The sequence below is a fragment of the Azospirillum formosense genome (genome assembly GCF_040500525.1).
GTDB lineage: Bacteria > Pseudomonadota > Alphaproteobacteria > Azospirillales > Azospirillaceae > Azospirillum > Azospirillum formosense_A.
The window spans coordinates 1532422-1549803 of sequence record NZ_CP159402.1; the positions used below are offsets into that span (position 1 = coordinate 1532422).

16 protein-coding genes are annotated in these 17382 nt (G+C 71.4%); 6 read left to right on the forward strand and 10 right to left on the reverse strand.

Annotated elements, in window-relative coordinates:
• Positions 1-87 precede the first annotated feature (87 nt).
• The 3 genes from ABVN73_RS07315 to ABVN73_RS07325 all read right to left on the reverse strand — a co-directional run bounded on the left by ABVN73_RS07315 (position 88) and on the right by ABVN73_RS07325 (position 5894).
• Entirely contained in the window at positions 88-2667 is a 2580-nt protein-coding gene (locus tag ABVN73_RS07315; protein WP_353857434.1) for an SUMF1/EgtB/PvdO family nonheme iron enzyme, read from the reverse strand.
• A 144-nt stretch (positions 2668-2811) separates the two neighbouring features.
• The gene (locus ABVN73_RS07320; protein ID WP_353857435.1) at positions 2812-4638 is read right to left on the reverse strand and encodes an adenylate/guanylate cyclase domain-containing protein; all 1827 of its coding nucleotides are present in this window, start codon (positions 4636-4638) and stop codon (positions 2812-2814) included.
• 71 nt (positions 4639-4709) lie between these two features.
• A complete protein-coding gene (locus ABVN73_RS07325; protein ID WP_353857436.1) occupies positions 4710-5894 on the reverse strand; it encodes a DUF4384 domain-containing protein in 1185 nt (394 codons plus the stop codon).
• A gap of 356 nt (positions 5895-6250) precedes the next feature.
• Between ABVN73_RS07325 and ABVN73_RS07330 the strand changes: the two genes are divergently transcribed.
• Positions 6251-6475, forward strand: a complete 225-nt coding sequence (locus ABVN73_RS07330; RefSeq protein ID WP_353857437.1) for a hypothetical protein — start codon at positions 6251-6253, stop codon at positions 6473-6475.
• Positions 6476-6626: 151 nt separating this feature from the next.
• On the opposite strand, the gene ABVN73_RS07335 is transcribed toward ABVN73_RS07330, so the two are convergent.
• The 5 genes from ABVN73_RS07335 to ABVN73_RS07355 all read right to left on the reverse strand — a co-directional run bounded on the left by ABVN73_RS07335 (position 6627) and on the right by ABVN73_RS07355 (position 10671).
• Positions 6627-6953: a hypothetical protein gene (locus ABVN73_RS07335; RefSeq protein ID WP_353857438.1), complete on the reverse strand. Its 327-nt coding sequence runs from the start codon at positions 6951-6953 to the stop codon at positions 6627-6629.
• Positions 6954-6977: 24 nt separating this feature from the next.
• Positions 6978-7847 (reverse strand): OmpA family protein, encoded by an 870-nt coding sequence (locus ABVN73_RS07340; RefSeq protein WP_353857439.1) that lies wholly within the window; start codon positions 7845-7847, stop codon positions 6978-6980.
• Positions 7848-7963: 116 nt separating this feature from the next.
• Positions 7964-9556 carry a DUF4384 domain-containing protein gene (locus ABVN73_RS07345; protein WP_353857440.1) on the reverse strand — a complete coding sequence of 531 codons (1593 nt, stop codon included), beginning with the start codon at positions 9554-9556 and terminating at the stop codon, positions 7964-7966.
• Between the two features lie 32 nt (positions 9557-9588).
• Positions 9589-10167, reverse strand: a complete 579-nt coding sequence (locus ABVN73_RS07350; protein ID WP_353857441.1) for a DUF4399 domain-containing protein — start codon at positions 10165-10167, stop codon at positions 9589-9591.
• A 21-nt stretch (positions 10168-10188) separates the two neighbouring features.
• Positions 10189-10671, reverse strand: a complete 483-nt coding sequence (locus ABVN73_RS07355) for a DUF4399 domain-containing protein (protein ID WP_353857442.1) — start codon at positions 10669-10671, stop codon at positions 10189-10191.
• Positions 10672-10916: 245 nt separating this feature from the next.
• Between ABVN73_RS07355 and ABVN73_RS07360 the strand changes: the two genes are divergently transcribed.
• A complete protein-coding gene (locus tag ABVN73_RS07360; protein WP_353857443.1) occupies positions 10917-12383 on the forward strand; it encodes a mechanosensitive ion channel family protein in 1467 nt (488 codons plus the stop codon).
• A gap of 1 nt (position 12384) precedes the next feature.
• Here ABVN73_RS07360 and ABVN73_RS07365 read toward each other — a convergent pair whose 3' ends face one another.
• Together ABVN73_RS07365 and ABVN73_RS07370 are read right to left on the reverse strand one after the other, a co-directional pair.
• Entirely contained in the window at positions 12385-13554 is a 1170-nt protein-coding gene (locus tag ABVN73_RS07365; RefSeq protein ID WP_353857444.1) for a DUF2336 domain-containing protein, read from the reverse strand.
• A 31-nt stretch (positions 13555-13585) separates the two neighbouring features.
• Entirely contained in the window at positions 13586-14116 is a 531-nt protein-coding gene (locus tag ABVN73_RS07370; protein ID WP_137114698.1) for a MarR family transcriptional regulator, read from the reverse strand.
• Positions 14117-14386: 270 nt separating this feature from the next.
• Here ABVN73_RS07370 and ABVN73_RS07375 point away from each other — a divergent pair, with 270 nt between their 5' ends.
• From ABVN73_RS07375 to ABVN73_RS07390, 4 genes are all read left to right on the forward strand, one after another.
• On the forward strand, positions 14387-15352 hold the full coding sequence (locus ABVN73_RS07375; protein WP_353857445.1) for an alpha/beta hydrolase: 966 nt from the start codon (positions 14387-14389) through the stop codon (positions 15350-15352).
• A 156-nt stretch (positions 15353-15508) separates the two neighbouring features.
• Positions 15509-15838, forward strand: a complete 330-nt coding sequence (locus tag ABVN73_RS07380) for a hypothetical protein (RefSeq protein WP_353857446.1) — start codon at positions 15509-15511, stop codon at positions 15836-15838.
• Between the two features lie 170 nt (positions 15839-16008).
• Entirely contained in the window at positions 16009-16335 is a 327-nt protein-coding gene (locus tag ABVN73_RS07385) for a hypothetical protein (RefSeq protein WP_353857447.1), read from the forward strand.
• 2 nt (positions 16336-16337) lie between these two features.
• Entirely contained in the window at positions 16338-17177 is an 840-nt protein-coding gene (locus ABVN73_RS07390; RefSeq protein WP_353857448.1) for a methyltransferase domain-containing protein, read from the forward strand.
• Positions 17178-17382: the final 205 nt, after the last annotated feature.

Consider the following 17382-nt stretch of genomic DNA (forward strand, 5'->3'; position numbering starts at 1 on the left):
AGGGTGCCTTCTGCGAAGCGTCGTCCGTCCCCTCCCCTGCGTCAGCGGGGGAGGGTCAGGGAGGGGGCTCGCCTCAACCACTCCCCCTCAATTTAACTCCCGCAGCACCCTCATCCCGTTGTTCAGGTACCGCACGTCGGGATCGTAGAACAGCCGCGCCGTGTCGGTGATGTCGGTCAGGCCGCCCCGCCAGGACCCGCCGCGCAGCACGCGCTCCCGGCAGGTGGCCGAGGTCCAGGCGCTGCCGTCCGTGGGCGCGCCCGCATAGTCCGCGTGCCAGCAGTCGGCGACCCACTCCGCCACGCCGCCGTTCATGTCGTGCAGCCCGAAGGGGTTCGGCTTGTAGCTGCCGACCGAGGCGGGGGTCAGCCGCTCCTGCGCGCCGCCGCAGTCCTTGCAGTTGGCGAGCGTCCCCGTCTGGCCCTCCCACCAGTAGCGGCCGGTCGTGCCGCCGCGCGCCGCGTATTCCCATTCGGCCTCGGACGGCAGGCGGTAGCGCTGGCCGGTCTTCTGGCTCAGCCACTTCGCGTAGGCCTGGGCCTCCAGCCAGGAGATGTTGTGGATCGGGGTGCTGTCGGTGGGTTTGGTCATGCGCGGCATGCCGCCGGCGCAGCCCCCGCCCTCCACGCAGGCGCGCCATTCGGCCACCGTCACCTCGTAGGCGCCGAGCGCGAAGGGCTTGGCGATGGTCACCTTGTGCACCGGGCGTTCGGAACGGTCGCCCTGGTCGCTGCCCATGGAGAAGCTGCCGGGCGCGATGCGCACCATCACCGGGCAGTCCGGGCAGTCCTGGAAGCTGGCGGACTTGCTGTGGTTGCGCACCGCGCTGTTCCCGTTGCCGGCCGGGGGTGCCGCCGCGACCTGCTCTGGGGCGGGCGTCGGCTGGGGCGGTACCGGTGAAGGCGGCGCCGGTGAAGGCGGTTTCGCCGCCTCGACGACCGGGGCGGGGATCGGTGGGGGGGAGGGAGCTTTGGGCGGCGGTTGCGGCGCCGCCGCGACCTCCGGCGGCTTGGCGGCGGGGGTGAGCGCACCCAGCTTCTCCCGCGCCGGCTTGGCGTAGGTGCCGTTCCCGAACAGCCGCAGGAAGGCCTCGAAATCGGCGGGCTCGCGGCTGCCCTTGACCATCTGCCACAGCGATTCCTCCAGCGCCGGCGCGGCCGGGGCGGCGCCCGGCAGGGCGATCTCCAGCGTCACCGTGCCGATGGCCTTGCCGCCCTTGCCGTCCTCCACCTGATAGGTGAAGGCACCGGCGGCACCCGCCCGCTCCTGCTCCGGGTCGAAGGTCAGCCGGGTCAGAGCCTCGGCCGGCAGCCGGTCGCCGGGGCGGATCAGGGTGGCGCCGTCGCGCACCTTGCCGCGGTCGGGCACGGCGGTGACGGTGATGGTCAGCGGGTCGCCGTCGGGGTCCACCGGCGCCTCGATGGCCAGGGGATTCGGCAGGGCGCGGACGGTGCGCGCGCCGGCGACGACCGGCGGGCGGTTGCTCGGCTTGATGGTGATCGCCACGCCGCCCCGCACCACGCCGCCCCGCCCGTCCATAATCGCGAAGTCGAACCGCCCGGCGTCCCCCACGACCGTCGCGTCCGGCTTGAAGCTGGTGGCGGCAAGCTGCTCCACGGTCAGATAGTCGCCGATCAGCACGATGCGGTCGCCGATGCGCACGCTGCCGCCGCGCGGCAGGCCGGAGATCTGGGCGAAAAGCTGGTCGTCGTCGGGATCGGTCGGGCGCCCGATGCGCAGCGGCTCGGCATCGGCGCGGTCGGACAGCTCCAGCGGGCGGATCTCGCCGAGCACCGGCGGCCGGTTGGGCGGGCGCGGGTTGAAGTAGAAGGGCGCCGCCCCCAGCGAGCCGAAGATGTAGGGCTCCTGCCGCCCGTTGGTCGCCTGCCGCACGGTGTCGCGCACGTTGCGGAAGAACAGGCTTAGCTCCAGCCCCGGCGTCTGGAGGTGCTGGAGCAGCGCGTCGGTGTAGGGGCTGTGGTCGCCCTGCCCGTCCTCGGCCAGCTGGTCGGCGCGGGTGGCCATGGCGACCAGCGTGTCGCTGGGCGTGTCGTCGACGCGGGCGAAGCCGTAATTGACCTGGATGCGGTTCTGCCCGGCCTGCTTCAGCCGATCCACGAAGGGGTTGTTGCGGCAGGAGTCGAGCATCAGGATGCCCAGCTTGCGCGCCTGCGACAGCTCGCCCAGCATCAGGTTCAGCGGCATCGCCTCGTAGACGAGGTCGCGCTCGCGCTCCAGCTTGGCGTCGGCGGGAACGATGTAGTTGTTGCCGCCCACCTGGAGGCCGTGCCCGGCGTAGAAGATCACCGCCACGTCGGCCTGCGAGGCGCGAATGCCGAAGTCGCGCAGCGCCCGCTCGAAGCCGCGGTTGTCCATGTCGAACTTCTCGTCCACGTCGAACTGCAGCTTGCGCAGCGCCTCGGCGATGGCCTTGGCGTCGTTGACCGGGTTCTGGAGTTCGGGGGCGAATTCGTACTTGCCGATGCCGACGACCAGCGCGATGCGCTTCTCCGGGGACTGGGAGGCCTGGGGCGGCGGAGGCTGGGAGGCCGGGGATTGGGCGGCCGCGCCCGGCGCCCAGACGAGGAGCCCCACCAACAGCAGGGCAAGGGCGACCGACCAGCGGCCTGCGCCCGAACAACGCTGCGTCAAGGGTCCGTCGAACATCGGCCGGCTCCATGGTGGGAAGGCGGTTGCGCACCCCATACCCGGCACCTGTCGGCATAAAATTGCCAATTAGCCGATCTTAATATTTCGATTCCTGCGCACCAAGCGTTCATTCAGCCTAATCCCGAATACGGAGAAGGGCGGTCATTCCCCGGCCTCCGCCGCGGGCCTCGCCTCCTCCCCCTCGCGGTCGAGGACCAGCCAGGCGCGGACCGCCTTGCGCTTGCCCTTCAGCGCCATCTCGCCGACCGGCAGCCCGGCCACCGTGTCCCGCACCGCGGTCCAGGTCGGCTCCCCGATGACGATCCGGCAATGGGGCGAGGAGCGCATGTCCACCGTCTTGCCCAGCGCCTCCAGCCGGGCCGCCGTGTTGGCGGTGTCGCCGAGCAGCGAATATTCCATGTGCCGCAGCCCGCCCAGGCTGCCCGCCACCAGCGGACCGGTGTGGATGCCGACGCGGATGCCGATGGCCGGCAACCCCTCCGCCTGCCAGCGCTTGTTCAGCTCCCGAAGCTCCCGCCCCATCTGGATGGCGCAGCGCACGGCGCGCTCGGCGTCGGCGTCGATCTCCGCCTGGGTGCTGCGGGCGACGGGGGCGCCGAACACCGCCAGGATGGCGTCGCCGATGAAGCGCAGAACGATGCCCTCATGCGCCGCCACCACCCGCACCATGGCGTCGAGATAGCCCTCCAGCCAGAGGATCAGCGGCTCCGGCTCCAGCGCCTCGCAGACGGTGGTGAAGCCCTCGATGTCGGAGAAGAAGACGGTGGCGGTCAGCTCCTGCGGGCGGGGGCGCCCGCCGGCCAGGAAGGTCGCGCGCTCCCGCCAGATCTCCTCGGCGACGGGTTGGGAGACGTGGTTGGCGAACAGCTGCATCAGGCTGCGGCGGTCGGTGCGCTCCTTCAGCGAGAGATGCGCGGTCATCGCGGCGATGCCGCCCAGCCACGCCGCCGACGGCGCCATCATCGCCACCAGCGGCCCGCCCTGGGCGAACAGCGCCAGCGCCGCCGCCCACAGGGCCAGCAGCCCGAGCAGGCTGGCCGGCACCAGCAGCCACACCGGCCAGCCGGCCACCGCCAGCGCCACTCCCGCGGCGCTCAGCGCCAGCACCAGCGCGACGGCCCAGCCGTCGGACAGGTCGCGGCTGGTCCGCCCGTCGAGGATCTGGGCCAGCGCATGGGCCTGGATCTCCACCCCCGGCGTGGACAGGCCGGCGACCGACAGCGGCGTGCGGTGCTGGTCCACACCGACCAGGACGGTGCCGACCACGGCGATCCGCCCGGCCAGCCAGCCGCGCGGCAGCATCCCCACCATGTCCGCCGGATAGGTCGGGAAGGGCGGCGCGTCCGGCGACGGGCGGGCGTGCCAGTCGATGCGGAAGGGCTCCGCCGCGATCGCCGCCCCTCCGGCCCCCTCCCCTGCAGCCTTTCCGGCGACCTGGGCCAGCCGCGCCGGGAAGCTGGGCAGCCCGTCCGGCCCGCGCGGCACATGCCAGCGCACCGTGCCGTCCAGCCGGTCCTTGGCGAGGTTGGCGTGGCCGTGCGGGATGCCGTCGAGGAACCGCCCGAGGTAGCGGCGCTGCTCCTCGGTCAGCGGCGTGTCGCCGAGCGCCGTGATGGCGACCACCGGCACCGAGGCCCGCTGGATGCGCTGGCGCAGCCGCTCGTCGAGCGCCGGCAGGGTCGGCTGGTCGAACAGGATGTCCAGCCCGATCGCCCGCACCCCCGCCGCCTCCAGCGTCCCCACCAGATCGGCGAGAAAGCCGCGGTCCACCGGCGACCGGCAGGCCAGCGTGGCGAACAGATCCTCCCCCAGCGTGACCAGCACGATGCCGGGATGCTGCGGGGCGGGCGGCGTGAAGTAGGCGATGGCGAGGTCGCGGAAGCTCTCGTCGGCGGAGCGCAGGGGCGGCACCAGCCGGGTCAGCCCCAGCGCCGCCGCCGACACGCCGACCACAGCGGCCAATCCCACGAACCCTCTGGCAAGCCATGGGACCTTCGCCCAATCCAGCCTGCCCCCGGATGTCCCCAACGGCGGCGCCCTCACTCCACGCGCAGGATCACCTGCGCCATCACCAGTTCGGTCTGCTTCAGCGAGGCGAGCGTCCGCTCCAGCCGGGCCGCCGCCTCGTCGGACAGGGGCCGGAAGGCGTCCTGACGCCCCGGCAGGTCGGCGCCGAGATCGCGCCCGGCGGCGAAGCAGCGCACCTCCTGGTCGGCGGACAGGCTCCCCGACCGCTCCGCCGCGCGCAGCGGCACCGGCATGCGGTCGCCGGCCAGCGTCAGGGTGCGGTGCCCCTCCACGAGCGAGCTGGCCGACGGACCCGGCGGGTAGATCGGCGTCAGCTGGCCGCGCGTGTTGCGCAGGTAGCAGTAGAGATGCGCGTCCCGGTTCGTCTGGAGCACCAGCGTCACCGGCTCCCCGGACCGGTAGGTCGGGTAGAGGCCCCGGTCGGTGGCGAGATAGAGGTTCAGCGGCGCCACGCTGTCCCGCACCGGGTCGAGCAGGGCCGCCGCCTGCGCCGCGCAGCCGGCGCCGGCCAGCCGGACGGCCAGATCCGCGCCCTGGCCCGCGCCGGACCCGTCCGCGGCGATCACGCGCAGGGTCAGGCTGTGGCGCACCCGCCCGTCCGGTCCGGCGACGGTGACGGCGGTGCCGTCGCTCATCGGAAGCTCGCGCGGCCAGGGCACCGCGGTTCCCTTGTCCCAGCGCAGCGTGGCGGCGGCCTCGCGCCCCTCCGCGCGCAGGGTGGCCGGGATCAGCGCCGGGTCGGCGGGCTTGCGCAGCAGCACCGTGCCGCCGGACTTCACGCATTGGGTTCCGGCCCGGCCGGGGTCGAGGGTGAAGACCTGCTCCTCCCCCTTCTGCATCGGGCTGCCGACCGCGCGGGCGGCACCCAGGTCGGTCTGGAAGAAGCGCTCGCCACCGACGAGGCTGCCGACGCCGCTCCAGCCCGAGGCGTCGGGCATGCGGTCCAGCGGCCCGTCGAACGGCCCCTTGACCCGCAGCATGCGCCCGTTGGCGAACAGGAACATGGCGTTGGCGCCGTCCGGCACGGTGACGGCGGCGCCGTCGGGGACCAGTTGCCCCTGGGCGTAGCCGGGGGCGGTGGAGGCGACGACCACCGCCGGCTCCGCCGCCGCTCCGCCAGCGGTGACGCCGACTGCTCCGAAAGCGGCCAGGGTGAAGGCCGCCGCCACGAGTCCGCTCATGGTCCTGTGCGCCATGCTGGCCTCCACCGGCGGGGATCGCGGAATCATTGGCGTTTCCCGGACGCCTGTCCAGGCGGCGAAGGGGGAAGGACGGGGCTGGGGACCCGGCCCAAAGAAGGGCGGACACCGTGAACGGACGGGCATGGTCGGACCTCCGAAATGATGCGCGCCGGCCAAAGCGCCGGCCCGTCGAGGCTAGACGGCGCAGGTTGGCGGTGGCTGTGAGACGAACCACAAAGTTGCGCAGGAGTTGGGGTCCCTCCGACGTACTGAGTGTGGCGGGCGCCACAGCGCGGCCCGGTCCAACCCCCTAGAGTGCCGGGCAGGACCGGCGCCCCGTTGGTCCGCCCCATCGCCCGAGGAGACCGACCATGACCGCCCGCCGCACCAAAGCCGACGCCGCCGATGGTTTCGATGACCGCTTCGCCCGTCATGGAATCCTGGAGGTCGCCTATCTGCGGTCGGTGGAGATCGACGGCCTGCCCGCCTACGCCGTGTACGCCGCCAACGGCACCTGCCTGTGGCTGGACACCGACCGCGCCTCGGCGGGGGCGACGCTTCAGGAGCATGGGATGGAGCTGGTCAGCGTGCATTGAGGGGTCGGGGGCAAGGTGTTGCCCCCACCCTCGCCACGTCGTGGGTCCCCTCCCTCCCCCGCTACGCAGGGGAGGGATTTTTCGTGTCAGCAACACCAGTTGCCTCCCCTGCGTGGCGGGGGAGGGTCAGGGAGGGGGCAAGGCACTCAACTCATCCCTTCGGGCTCAACAGGCACGACGTGCGGTTCCGCGTCACGATGGCCAGGCTGTTCTCCGGCTCGCCGGCCCGGCGGAAACGCAACGCGTTCAACTGGCTGGCGACGCTGAGCGACAGGACGTTCAGATCGCTCTCGTCGATGATCTTCTCGCCGTCCTGCCAGCACTGGATGCGCACGCGGCCCTTGGGGACTCCGACGTCGATGCCGCCGGGCTGCACGCCCGCGTCGCTGCTCTTCTTGCGGACCACCGTCGCGTCGGCGGCGCCCCCCACGAGGGGGAGCGCCGCGATCGCCACCAGGAGAAGGAGTTTCCGGACCATGGCGCGCCCTCCCTTCCCTCTCGATCACTGGATGGGCCGGAACTCGACGCGCCGGTTGCGGCTGTCGGTCGGGTCGGGGGTCAGCGGCTGGCTCTTGCCCAGGCCGGCGATGGCGATGCGCTGCGGCTCGATGTGATGGACGCGCACCAGATACTCGCCGACCGACACCGCCCGGCGCTCGGAGAGGGCGAGGTTGTACTGCTCGCTTCCCACGGCGTCGGTGTGCCCTTCGATGACGAGGCGGAGCTGCGGGTCCTGCGACATCAGCCCACCGACGGCGTCGACGTAGGAATAGAACTCCTTCGGGACGTCGGCGGAATTGAAGGCGAAGTTGATGCGGAAGCCGAAGCCGTTGGTCGGGCGTGTCTCCGCCGGGGTCTCCGGCGCGGACAGCGTGGCCGGCTGCACGCCGTTGGCGCGGCGCGGCGCGGCCGGCGGCGGCGCGACGGGCGGGGCCGCGGCCTCCTGCACGGGCGCGCGCTTGGGCTTGGGCTGGGGAGCCGGTTCCGGCTGCGCCGCCGGAGCGGTCGGCGGGCTGTAGCTCTGTTGCGGGGTCGCCTGCTGCTGGGCAGGCGCGCCGTAGTTCACGCTGTCGGTCGGGCGCGGGCGGTTGGCGCTGTTCATGCCGCCGCCGATGATCTCGATGCTGCGGGTGCGGATCTTCGGCTGCTCGGCGCCATCGGTGGGCGCCGGGCCGGGCTTCACCGCCTCGCGCAGCTCGTCCACGGTCGGCGGGCGCTCGAACATCATGACGCGGTTGCCGCCGGAGCCCTCGACGGTCTGCGCCCGCGCGGGAACCGCCATGCAGGCCAGGGCGATCATCGGCAGGGCCAGAGCGGGAAGCGCCACGCCGTTCAGCCGTCGGGCGATGGTCTTGGAGGTCGGTCGCGGCATCGGTGGTCTCCCATGATTCGGCGCCATGATCTGGCGTGGTGTTCGGCTGCCCCCTTCTCTACCCCCGCCCCCGTCCCCGCGCTGTGAGCCGGCCCACAATCCCTGTGCCAAACCCCCTACCGCTGCGCCGACACCGCGGGCAGCACCTGCACGGCCATCTGCCGGCTGCGCACGTTGGTCCCCTGGATGCTGCCGTAGGCGCCCACCACATCGGCCAGCGTCGCGCCGGGAATGGGCTGCAGGTCCTCGGTCTTGTAGCGGTCGGCGATGCGCGTCCCGAGTTCGTCGGGCGAGACGACGCAGGCGATGGTCTCGGAGGCGCCGGGACGGTCCATGCGCAGGTTGAAGGGCTTCTGTGCCCCCGGCGGCACCTCCACCTGCTGGTTGGCCTGGACGAAGCTGTCGGGCTGGAAGCGGTTGGGGAAGATGCGGGCCACCGACCCGGCGGCGTCCTGGTAGTAGCAGTAGACGAAGCCGTTGGCCGTCGGCTGCACCTTGACCACCAGCGCCTCCCCGGCGCGGTAGCGCGGCTGCGGCCCGCGGTCGGAACTGAGCACCAGATCGGGCGGCGCTCCGGCGGGCGCCGGCGTGGCGCGGGGCAGCCCCTCGCCGCCGGCGTTCGACACCGATTGCAGGCGCGGCGCCCCCGGTCCCCTCTCCGACCCCCTTTGGCCGCTGGGCTGGGCGAGCATCCGCTGGTAGAGGTCGAAGTCGATGCGCCCCGTGGCGATCAGGTCGTTGTCCGCCTGATAGCGGGAAATCGCGTCGCGGGTGCGCTCGTCGAGCTGGCCGCTGTCCGGACCGTCGTAGTAGCCCTCGGCCAGCAGGACGCGCTGGACGTAGGCGACGCGCTGCGACGGCGCCATGCCGTCGAACCAGTCGCGCGCCTGCCCGGCGAAGGCCGGGTTGGTCTGGTCGATGCCCAGGCATTGCCAGTAGGGTGTGCGGGTCATCTTTCCCAGCACCTCGATCGTGCTGAGTTCGATCAGCGTGCGCACCGCCTGGTGCAGCCCCTCGGACTTGTTGAGCGAGACGTTGAAGGACAGGCCGGCCTTGCCGATCACCGCTCCGGCGTCCGCGCCCTTGCCCGACGAGATGATGGCGAGCGAGTTGCTGGCCGACAGGCCGGGAATGATCTGGCGGGTCGCCAGCTCCCCGATGTTCAGGTCCACCGAGATCACCGACATCACCTGGTCGGCGGAGATGCCCAGGTCGACGGTGGGCAGGGAGATGCCGGCGCTGGCCGCCTCGCTCACCACATTGTCGTCGAGCTGGGTGATGGCGCCGCGCACGTAATAGGACGGCGCGCGGAAGTTGGGCTGCACCCCGATCATCCAGTAGAGCGCGTTCACGTCGTCCAGCGTCGGCTCGAAATCGACGAAGCGGAAGGCGTTCGACCGCTCCGACATGCGCGACACGGCGGTGATCAGCATCTCCTTGGTGCCGCCGGCCACCCGGCCCGTGGCGTCGGGAATGCCGTTGGAGGTGATGAAGATGTCGCGCTTGCCATGGTTCCACATCAGCGTGTCCATGCAGCGCAGCGCCTCGCTGAAGTTGGACACGGTGCGCACGGGCGGGGTCTTCGGCTTCTGGACCAGGGTCGCCTGTTCGCCCGAGGTGACGCAGGCCGCGAGAAGCAGGAGCGATGCAGCGGCGGCAACTCTCGCGAAACCGGTGCGCCGGACAATTCCCGTCGCCTCAAATGCCATGGCCTCACTCCCTGGACGTTCACCCGACTGGATCAGCGAACCGACACGCGCGTGCTGTCGCCACCCGGACGCACGGTGATGGTGATCTTCTTGGACAGGATCGGCGGGTCGTGCGGGATGTGCTCGGCGTCGCCCATCAGAAGCTGGAGCGTGTGCCGCCCCGGCGGCAGTTCCAGGAAGGTTTCCGTCTGGCCCTTGCCGAAGTGGATGTAGTTGCGGTTGTTGGGGATCGGCTCGTCCATCGGCGGCAGGTCGGCGTCGACCAGCAGGTGATGGTGGCCGGTCTTGTCCCGCCGCACGCCCGCCGGAGCGACGCCGAAGTTGCGCAGCCCGAACCACACCTTGAAGCGGCCCCTCACCACCTCGCCGTCGTTGGGCCAGCCGATGTAGAGATAGGCGTCCTTCGGAGCCGCCGTCCGCCCGGACTTCCCCGCGTCGGGGGTGGAGGGCGTGCTCTCATGCTCGTGTCCCGGACTGGCCGGCTGCGGCGTGTTCGTGCTGTCGGACAGCGGCTTGTCGAGGGGGTCGGCCTCCGGCGACGACTGCGCGGCCAGCGGCCCGGCGGCGAGCAGGACGGCCAGAAGGAGCGGGGCGGCGGCGCTGCGCATCATGACTTCCTCCCTGTCGCGCTCTTATTGCGGCACGATGATGGTGATCTTCTGCGACATGATCGGCGGGTCGTGCGGCACATGGTCCGCGTCGCCCAGGATCATCTGGAGCGTGTGCCGGCCCGGCGGCAGTTCCAGCCGCACCTCCGTCTGGCCGCCGCCGAAATGCAGCGACTGCTTGGTGTTCGGGATGGGTTCGTCGTAGGTGGCGAGGTCGGTGTCCACCAGCAGGTGATGGTGACCGGTGTCCTCCTTGCGGATGCCCGCCGGGGCGATGCCCATGTTCTGCAGGCCCATGCGGACCCACAGCTTGCCGCCCGGAACGGTCGTCCCGTTGGACGGCCACATGATGTAGGCGCGCGCACCCTCCGGCGCCTTCTCCCGTCCATTTGTGTTCTGAGCGGTCGTGCCTTGAGTGTTCGTGCTTTGGGCGGTCGTGTTTTGGGCCGACGCCGCGCCCGGCAACAGGAGCAGCGCGGCCGCCACGATCATGGCGGCATGAGGCATGGACACCTCGCTCTTCTGGCTCTTCTCTTTGGGAGTCTCAATCTTATGCTTGGTGGACGGACAATGTTCGCGGTTTTTCGGACCTTATCCTTTCTCTCCCCGCCCTCCGAATATTAAGGAGCGCTGGCAATCTCCAGTCACCCCATTTTGCGCGAAGACCGGGACCGCTTCGCCTATTCCTATTTTGGGCTTGACGGTTCCGTTCGCGGTGCGAAGGTCACGGGGCAGGAGGTTGCCGGTCCCGCATGCCCGATTCATCCCGCCTCGCCCCGCTTCCCGTCGGTCCCACCGGGGCGCCGCCGCGCCCCGGCCTGCGCCACCTGCTGGCCCCGGCCCTGCTGACCCTCGGGGCGGCCGGATTGGCGGGGCAGCGCCCCTGGCTGTCCGGCCACATCGCCCCCATCGCCGGCGCCATGGTGGCGGACGCGCTGGCCTCGCTGCTCGCCGCGGTGGCGTGGCTGGGGGCGGCGTGGCTGGGGTCGCGGGTCATCGACCTCGTGGTCGCGCGCAACGCCCGCGCCACGCCGATGCCGCGCCTGCTGACCGACCTGCTGCGCGCGCTGCTCTACGGGCTGGCCGTCCTCGGCATCCTGGCCTTCGTGCTGGGGCAGCCGGTGACCGGGCTGGTCGCCACCTCCGGCGTGGTGATCGCGGTGCTGGGCTTCGCGCTGCGCAACATGATCGCCGACATCTTCTCCGGCATCGCGCTGAACGTCGAGCATCCCTACCGGATCGGCGACTGGGTGGAGCTGACCCCCGGCGTCACCGGGCGGGTGGACGAGATCAACTGGCGGGCCACCCGGCTGGTCACGTTGGACGGCACGGCGCTGGTGGTGCCGAACGGGCTGGCCGCGGGAAACCGCATCACCAACTACAGCCAGCCCGGCAGCGGCTTCCGCGCCGGCGTGCCGGTGACCCTCGACGCCGAGGTGCCGGTGGCCCGCGCCAAGCGGATCATCCTGTCGGCCATCGTCTGCTGCGACGCCGTCCCCACCGAGCCGCGGCCCGACGTGGTGGTGGACTCGATCACGCTGAACGGCGTCACCTATCAGGCGCGTTTCTGGGTGGCGGACTATTCCCGGCTGGCCGCCACCCGCGACGCCGTGGCGACCACCATCCTGGAGCATCTTTCCCGCGCCGGGCTGGAGCCGGCCAGCCCCAAGCAGGAGATGCGCCGCCGCCGCGCCGCGCCGCCCGCCTGTTCGGCGAACGGGCTGGGGCGGGAGCTGCTGTCCCACGTCGACCTGTTCGCCGCCTTCCGGCCCGAGGAGATCGCCGAGCTGGCGGCCGGCATGCACCTGCGCCACGTCGCCGCCGGCGAGGCGGTGGTCCGCCAGGACGAGACGGGGACCTCCCTCTTCCTGGTGGCCGAGGGGGCGCTGGACGTGCGCGGGGCCTTCGGCGGGCGGACGCTCCTGCTCGACCACATGGGGCCGGGCGACGTGTTCGGGGAGATGTCGCTGCTGACCGGCCAGCCGCGCAGCGCGTCGGTGATCGCCAACACCGACGCCTTGGTCTACGAGCTGGACAAGGAGGCGCTCGACCCCGTCCTGCGCCGCCGTCCGGAGCTGGCCGCCCGGCTGGCCGATCTGATGGGCCTGCGCCAGCGCCGCAACGACGCCCACCGCCGCGCCAGCGCCCCCGCCGCGGTGATCCAGACGACGACCGAGCATGACCTGCTGGCCCGGCTGAAGACCTTCTTCAGCCTGTGACTCAGCCGCTCAACGGAGAAAAGGGCATCCCCGCCTGTTCCAGCGCCTTCTCGATCACCTCCGCCGAGGTCTGGTCGAACAGCTGGAGCAGCAGGTCGTCGATCTCGCGGTCCTGGCTGTTGCCGCAGGTGTCGAACAGGGTGGCGATGGCCTCGGTCTGAAAGCGCTCGCGCCCCTCGTCGCCGCCCCGGTAGTCCATGGCCTTCGCCACCGCGATGGCGACGCGGAAGGGCTTCAGCAGGGTGAAGGACAGGCCGGCCTTGGCGAACAGCCCCTTCAGAGCGTGCGGCCCGCCGTCCCAGGCGAGCTGGCGGGCGTTCTCCAACGGCAGGTTGGCGCGCACCGCGATTCCGGCGTCGAACAGCGCGATCTCCCCGGCGCACAGCGCGCGGAAGAGCAACGGCGCCGACAGCCGCCCGCGGATCAGCAGATGGCGGGCGAGCAGCTCGACGTCCGCCTCCCGCGGGGTCAGCGGCTTCAGCAGGAGCAGGGTCGCCGCCTCCCGCGCCCGCTCCACCAGGATGCCGATCAGTCGGGGGTTGAGCCGGTGGGTGCGGATCAGCCGGTTGCGGATCTCCTCGGACACGAAGAGGATCAGCTTCTCCACCACCGCCGCCGACAGGTCGGGCCGCGCCGCCATGGCCTCGTTCACCGTGGCGACGCCGCCCCAGCGGTCCAGCACGCTGTGCAGGGACGGTTCCGGGATGACGGCGCCGCGGTTGCGCAGAAGCTCGGTGATGACGATGACGTTGCCGTTGCGCACCAGCGCGTCGGACACCGCGGGCGAGACGGCGCGGCGCCCGGCGATGGCCAGTTCCTTCGCCGGGCGCCGTTCGCGCAGGATGTCCAGAAGCAGCCCCTCGCTCAGCTTTTCCGCGTGGCGCAGGATGGGGAAGGCCACCCGGTCCACGTCGCGGGCCAGCTTCTCCGCCAGCTGCTCCGTCAGCAGGGAGGAGTTGTGGATCTGCCACGCCACCGCCTCGCGCACGGCGGTCACCGCGTCGGCGGCGAAGCGCTGCAGGATGTCCATGGCCAGCGCCCGCTCCGCCTCGGCGAGGTCCCCCGCCTCCAGGTCGCGCACCAGATGGGTCATGGTGTCGATGCGCGCCTGGGCGTCGGGGGCGGCCAGCAGGCGCTCGACATCCTTCTGGCTCAGGGACCGCTGTGACATGCGCTGGGTCTTCCGGAACGGACGCTCGGGATCAATACTCCGGCGTATCGTAGCGGATCAGATCGCTCCATGCCCGCTCCAAACGGCGCAGCGTGCGGTAGGTCGTCTCCAGATCGGCGGCTTCCTCGTCGGTGCGGATCAGCGCCTCGCCCCGCACGGCCTCCAGCCCGCGCAGCGCCTCGCACAGCTTCAGCCCGCGCTCCGACAGGCGTAGCCGCGCCGTGCGCCGGTCGCGCTGCGAGGCGGAGCGGTCGACGTAGCCCGCCTCCACCAGATGCTTCAGGTTGTAGGAGGCGTTGGAGCCGAGATAGTAGCCGCGCTCCAGCAGGTCGCGCACCGACAGCTCCTCGCCGCCGATGTTGATCAGCATCAGGGCCTGCCCGGGGCTGAGGTCGTCGATCCCGATCCGCGCCAGCTCCATCCGCAGCACGTCCAGGAAACGCCGGGTCATGCTCTCGATGATGCGGCCCAGGTCGGTGTAGACGGCGGGCAGGGACGCGCCCGCCGGAACGGCGTTGTCGGGCGCGGCTGGGGTCGGCTGCTGCTTGGCGGCGGCGCTCATCGCGATACTCCCGCTTTGGAAAAAAGCTTCATGGTATGGCGTCGATCCAATTCCGAACGATGGACGGTTCTCCCGTCCTTGTGTCCGCAGAATGATAAGATTTTAGTTTAATTTGTGGAAACAATGTTGAGACATGGCGGCCCTGCGCACCGGAACCGCCCCACCCACCTCCTGTTGCACCCCTGTTCCCGCAACACGGAGGAGGCCAGCCATGCCGCATCCCACACGCTGTTCCGTCGCACCGCAAGCGTGCACTCGGAGGGTCCGCTGATGCGCAGCGGCTTGGCTCTCGCCGCCGGTCTGCTGGCCGGCCTGTGGCTGGACACCCGCCGCCGCACCAACCGGGCGGAGCGGGAACACCCGCCGTTCGGGCATTTCATGAGTGTCGGCGGCACCCGCCTGCACTATCTCGACCATGGGCCGAAGGACGGCACGGCGCCCCCCGTGGTGTTCCTGCACGGCAACGGCACCACCGCCGACGACTGGGCGCTGAGCGTTCTGGACGAGGCAGCCCGGCACCGGCGCTGCGTCTGCTTCGACCGGCCCGGCCATGGCTACAGCGAGGCGACGCCGCGGCGCGACGCCGGTCCCGCCGCCCAGGCCGCGCTGCTGCGCGCCGCCACCCGCAAGCTGGGGCTGGAGCGTCCCATCGTCGTCGGCCACTCCCTGGCCGGGGCGGTGGCGCTGGCCTGGGCGCTGGATTTCCCGCAGGAGGTCGGCGGTCTGGTCATCCTGTCGGCCTTCACCCACCCAACCCCGCGGCTCGACTTCCTCCCCATGATGGGACCAGCCATTCCGGTGGCCGGTCCGCTGCTCAGCCACACCGTCCTGCCGCCGCTGGACCGGCTGATCCTGCCGGCGATGATGCGCCGCATCTTCGAACCGAACCCCGTGCCGCCCCGCTACAACGAGTTGCCTCCCGACCTTCTGCTGCGCCCGACGCAGCTGGAGGCGGCGGCCACCCAGCTCGCCGCGCTGATTCCCGGCGTGGCGGCGATGGCGCCGCGCTATTCCGAGATCCGCTGCCCGATGTCGATCGTCGCGGGACGGGAGGACCGCATCGTCGATCCCCACGCCCACGCGGTGCAGCTGCACAACGCGGTGAAGGGATCGACGCTGCACCTGCTGGCGGAAACCGGGCACATGCCGCAGCACGCCCGCCCGGACGCGGTGATGGCCGCCATCGAGCGGGTGGAGCGGGCCATGACCACCAAGTCGATTCACGCGGAGGCATGAGTCGACTCTCCTGATTCGGCGACCGGGGATTGCGACTCGAAAAAAGCGACTCGTGGCGACTCGGGTGAGGGATGGTTAACAGTTTGGTTACGATCCAAGCGCTAACCTTCGGCCATATCGCACACTTTCAGCGCCTCAAGGATTACGCCGATGTCCATGGCCGCCGACGTTGACACCATCGAACGCACGTCCATCGTCGCCTACACCCTCCTCAACGAGCTGCACGACGTGCTGGCTCTGCCCAAGGCGCCGGATGACGTGACGCTCGGCATCCTGATGGGGCTGTCCATGTTCATGGACGACAAGGTCGGTCCGATGCGCGCCAAGCGCCTGATGTCGGAAGCGCCGACCATCGTCCTGAAGACCGACGCCCATGTCACGTCGGACCAGATGCAGCGGATCATGCCGGTCCTGCGCGCCTTCGGCGACCATCTGAAGGACATGCGCGCCAAGGCCGCACGCCCGGTGGACGACACCGTCGCCTGACCGCGGAGCGCAACCCCGGTTTTACGAAAGGCCCGGCCGGCAACGGCTGGGCCTTTTGCCGTTCCGGTGCACGGCTTGACCCGCCCGGCAATTCATCGGATGCTGAAACCATTGGTTCACCGGAGGGTCGCCGCCGGTGGTCCGGGTGCAACGCTGGGGCGGCTTCGGCCATGGAACTGCCGACGGGGGATTGGATCTGGGCTCTGGCCATCGCCGCGCTCCTGACGGGCGCGGCGGTCAGCGTCATCGTGCTCGCCGCCGTCGGCTCGATCCGCCGCAGCGTGAACGAGGGCGGCGCCCGCCACGCCCAGCAAATGCGCCGGCTGGCCGAGACTGTCGCCGCCCTGAAGGCGCAGCAGCAGGCCGCCGAGGGGCGCATCCAAACGCTGACCGAGGCGAACCGCAAGCTGGCGGAGGACGTCGCGGCGCTGAACGAGCGGCTGCGCGACGCGGACTCCGCCCCCCGCATCACCGGCACCGCAAGGCTTCTCCACTGACCATGCCCGACCTGTCCTCCCGCCCCATCGACGGCGACGCCGAGCGCGCCCGCTGGACCGCCAGCGCCGACGCCTGGGACCGCTGGGCCGACCCGATGGCCGATCTGGCCGACAAGCTGAACCAGCCCCTGCTGGACGCCGCCGGGGTGGCGGCGGGCGACCGGCTGCTCGACCTCGCCTCCGGTGCCGGCGAACCGGCGCTGAGCGCCGCGCTGCGCGCCGGTCCGGACGGGCTGGTGGTGGGCAGCGACCTCGTGCCCGGCATGATGGCCGGCGCCCGGCGCCGCGCCGCGGGGATCGCCGACGGGCGGCGCCCGGTCTTCGCCGCCGCCGACATGACCGCCCTGCCCTTCGCTGCGGAGAGTTTCGACCGCGTGACCTGCCGCTTCGGCATCATGTTCGTTCCCGACGTGGCGGCGGCCCTGGCCGAGTTGCGGCGCGTGTTGCGTCCCGGCGGGCGGGCGGCCTTCATGGTGTGGGGGCCGCGCGCCGGCAACGCCCTGTTCGACACGGTGGGCGAGGCCGTCGCGGCCCGGCTGGGCGAGGACCGCAGCCTGGACCCGCTGTTCCGCTTCGCCGCCCCCGGCCTTCTGGCCGACGCCATGCGCGCCGCCGGCTTCGCCACGGTGGACGAGACCGACATCACCCCGGTCCGCAAGGCCCCCCAGGGTCAGCCCTTCTGGCGCGCCACGCTGGAGATGAGCTTCGGCCACCGCCTGCACGACCTCACCGCCGCGCAGCGTGCCGACCTGGACGCCGAGGTGACCCGCCGCTTCGACGCGCAGGCCCAGGGCGGCACGATCCCCCTGCCCATCCACGTCCGCATTGTGACCGGCGCTTAACTTCCCTCCCCTGCGAAGCTCTCGCGCAAACCAAAGGTTTGCGCTGACGCGGCAGGCGGACCTTCGGTCCGCCGAGAGCGGGGAGGGTCAGGGAGGGGGCAAAACCTCCCCACCCCAACAACGCGCCCAAGTGCCGCAGCCGCCTCACCGAGCCACATCCCCGGTTGACCGCGCCCACGCATTCATTCGGATGTTGCGTGCCGGC

What these genes read in the sequence shown, in the direction of transcription:
- ABVN73_RS07375 (WP_353857445.1), top strand. Translation starts at nt 14,387, where the DNA reads ATGCGCAGCGGCTTGGCTCTCGCCGCCGGTCTGCTGGCCGGCCTGTGG.
- ABVN73_RS07350 (WP_353857441.1), bottom strand. Translation starts at nt 10,167, where the DNA reads ATGATGCGCAGCGCCGCCGCCCCGCTCCTTCTGGCCGTCCTGCTCGCC.
- ABVN73_RS07365 (WP_353857444.1), bottom strand. Translation starts at nt 13,554, where the DNA reads ATGTCACAGCGGTCCCTGAGCCAGAAGGATGTCGAGCGCCTGCTGGCC.
- ABVN73_RS07360 (WP_353857443.1), top strand. Translation starts at nt 10,917, where the DNA reads ATGCCCGATTCATCCCGCCTCGCCCCGCTTCCCGTCGGTCCCACCGGG.
- ABVN73_RS07330 (WP_353857437.1), top strand. Translation starts at nt 6,251, where the DNA reads ATGACCGCCCGCCGCACCAAAGCCGACGCCGCCGATGGTTTCGATGAC.
- ABVN73_RS07340 (WP_353857439.1), bottom strand. Translation starts at nt 7,847, where the DNA reads ATGCCGCGACCGACCTCCAAGACCATCGCCCGACGGCTGAACGGCGTG.
- ABVN73_RS07345 (WP_353857440.1), bottom strand. Translation starts at nt 9,556, where the DNA reads ATGGCATTTGAGGCGACGGGAATTGTCCGGCGCACCGGTTTCGCGAGA.
- ABVN73_RS07370 (WP_137114698.1), bottom strand. Translation starts at nt 14,116, where the DNA reads ATGAGCGCCGCCGCCAAGCAGCAGCCGACCCCAGCCGCGCCCGACAAC.
- ABVN73_RS07390 (WP_353857448.1), top strand. Translation starts at nt 16,338, where the DNA reads ATGCCCGACCTGTCCTCCCGCCCCATCGACGGCGACGCCGAGCGCGCC.
- ABVN73_RS07355 (WP_353857442.1), bottom strand. Translation starts at nt 10,671, where the DNA reads ATGCCTCATGCCGCCATGATCGTGGCGGCCGCGCTGCTCCTGTTGCCG.
- ABVN73_RS07315 (WP_353857434.1), bottom strand. Translation starts at nt 2,667, where the DNA reads ATGTTCGACGGACCCTTGACGCAGCGTTGTTCGGGCGCAGGCCGCTGG.
- ABVN73_RS07380 (WP_353857446.1), top strand. Translation starts at nt 15,509, where the DNA reads ATGGCCGCCGACGTTGACACCATCGAACGCACGTCCATCGTCGCCTAC.
- ABVN73_RS07325 (WP_353857436.1), bottom strand. Translation starts at nt 5,894, where the DNA reads ATGGCGCACAGGACCATGAGCGGACTCGTGGCGGCGGCCTTCACCCTG.
- ABVN73_RS07335 (WP_353857438.1), bottom strand. Translation starts at nt 6,953, where the DNA reads ATGGTCCGGAAACTCCTTCTCCTGGTGGCGATCGCGGCGCTCCCCCTC.
- ABVN73_RS07385 (WP_353857447.1), top strand. Translation starts at nt 16,009, where the DNA reads ATGGAACTGCCGACGGGGGATTGGATCTGGGCTCTGGCCATCGCCGCG.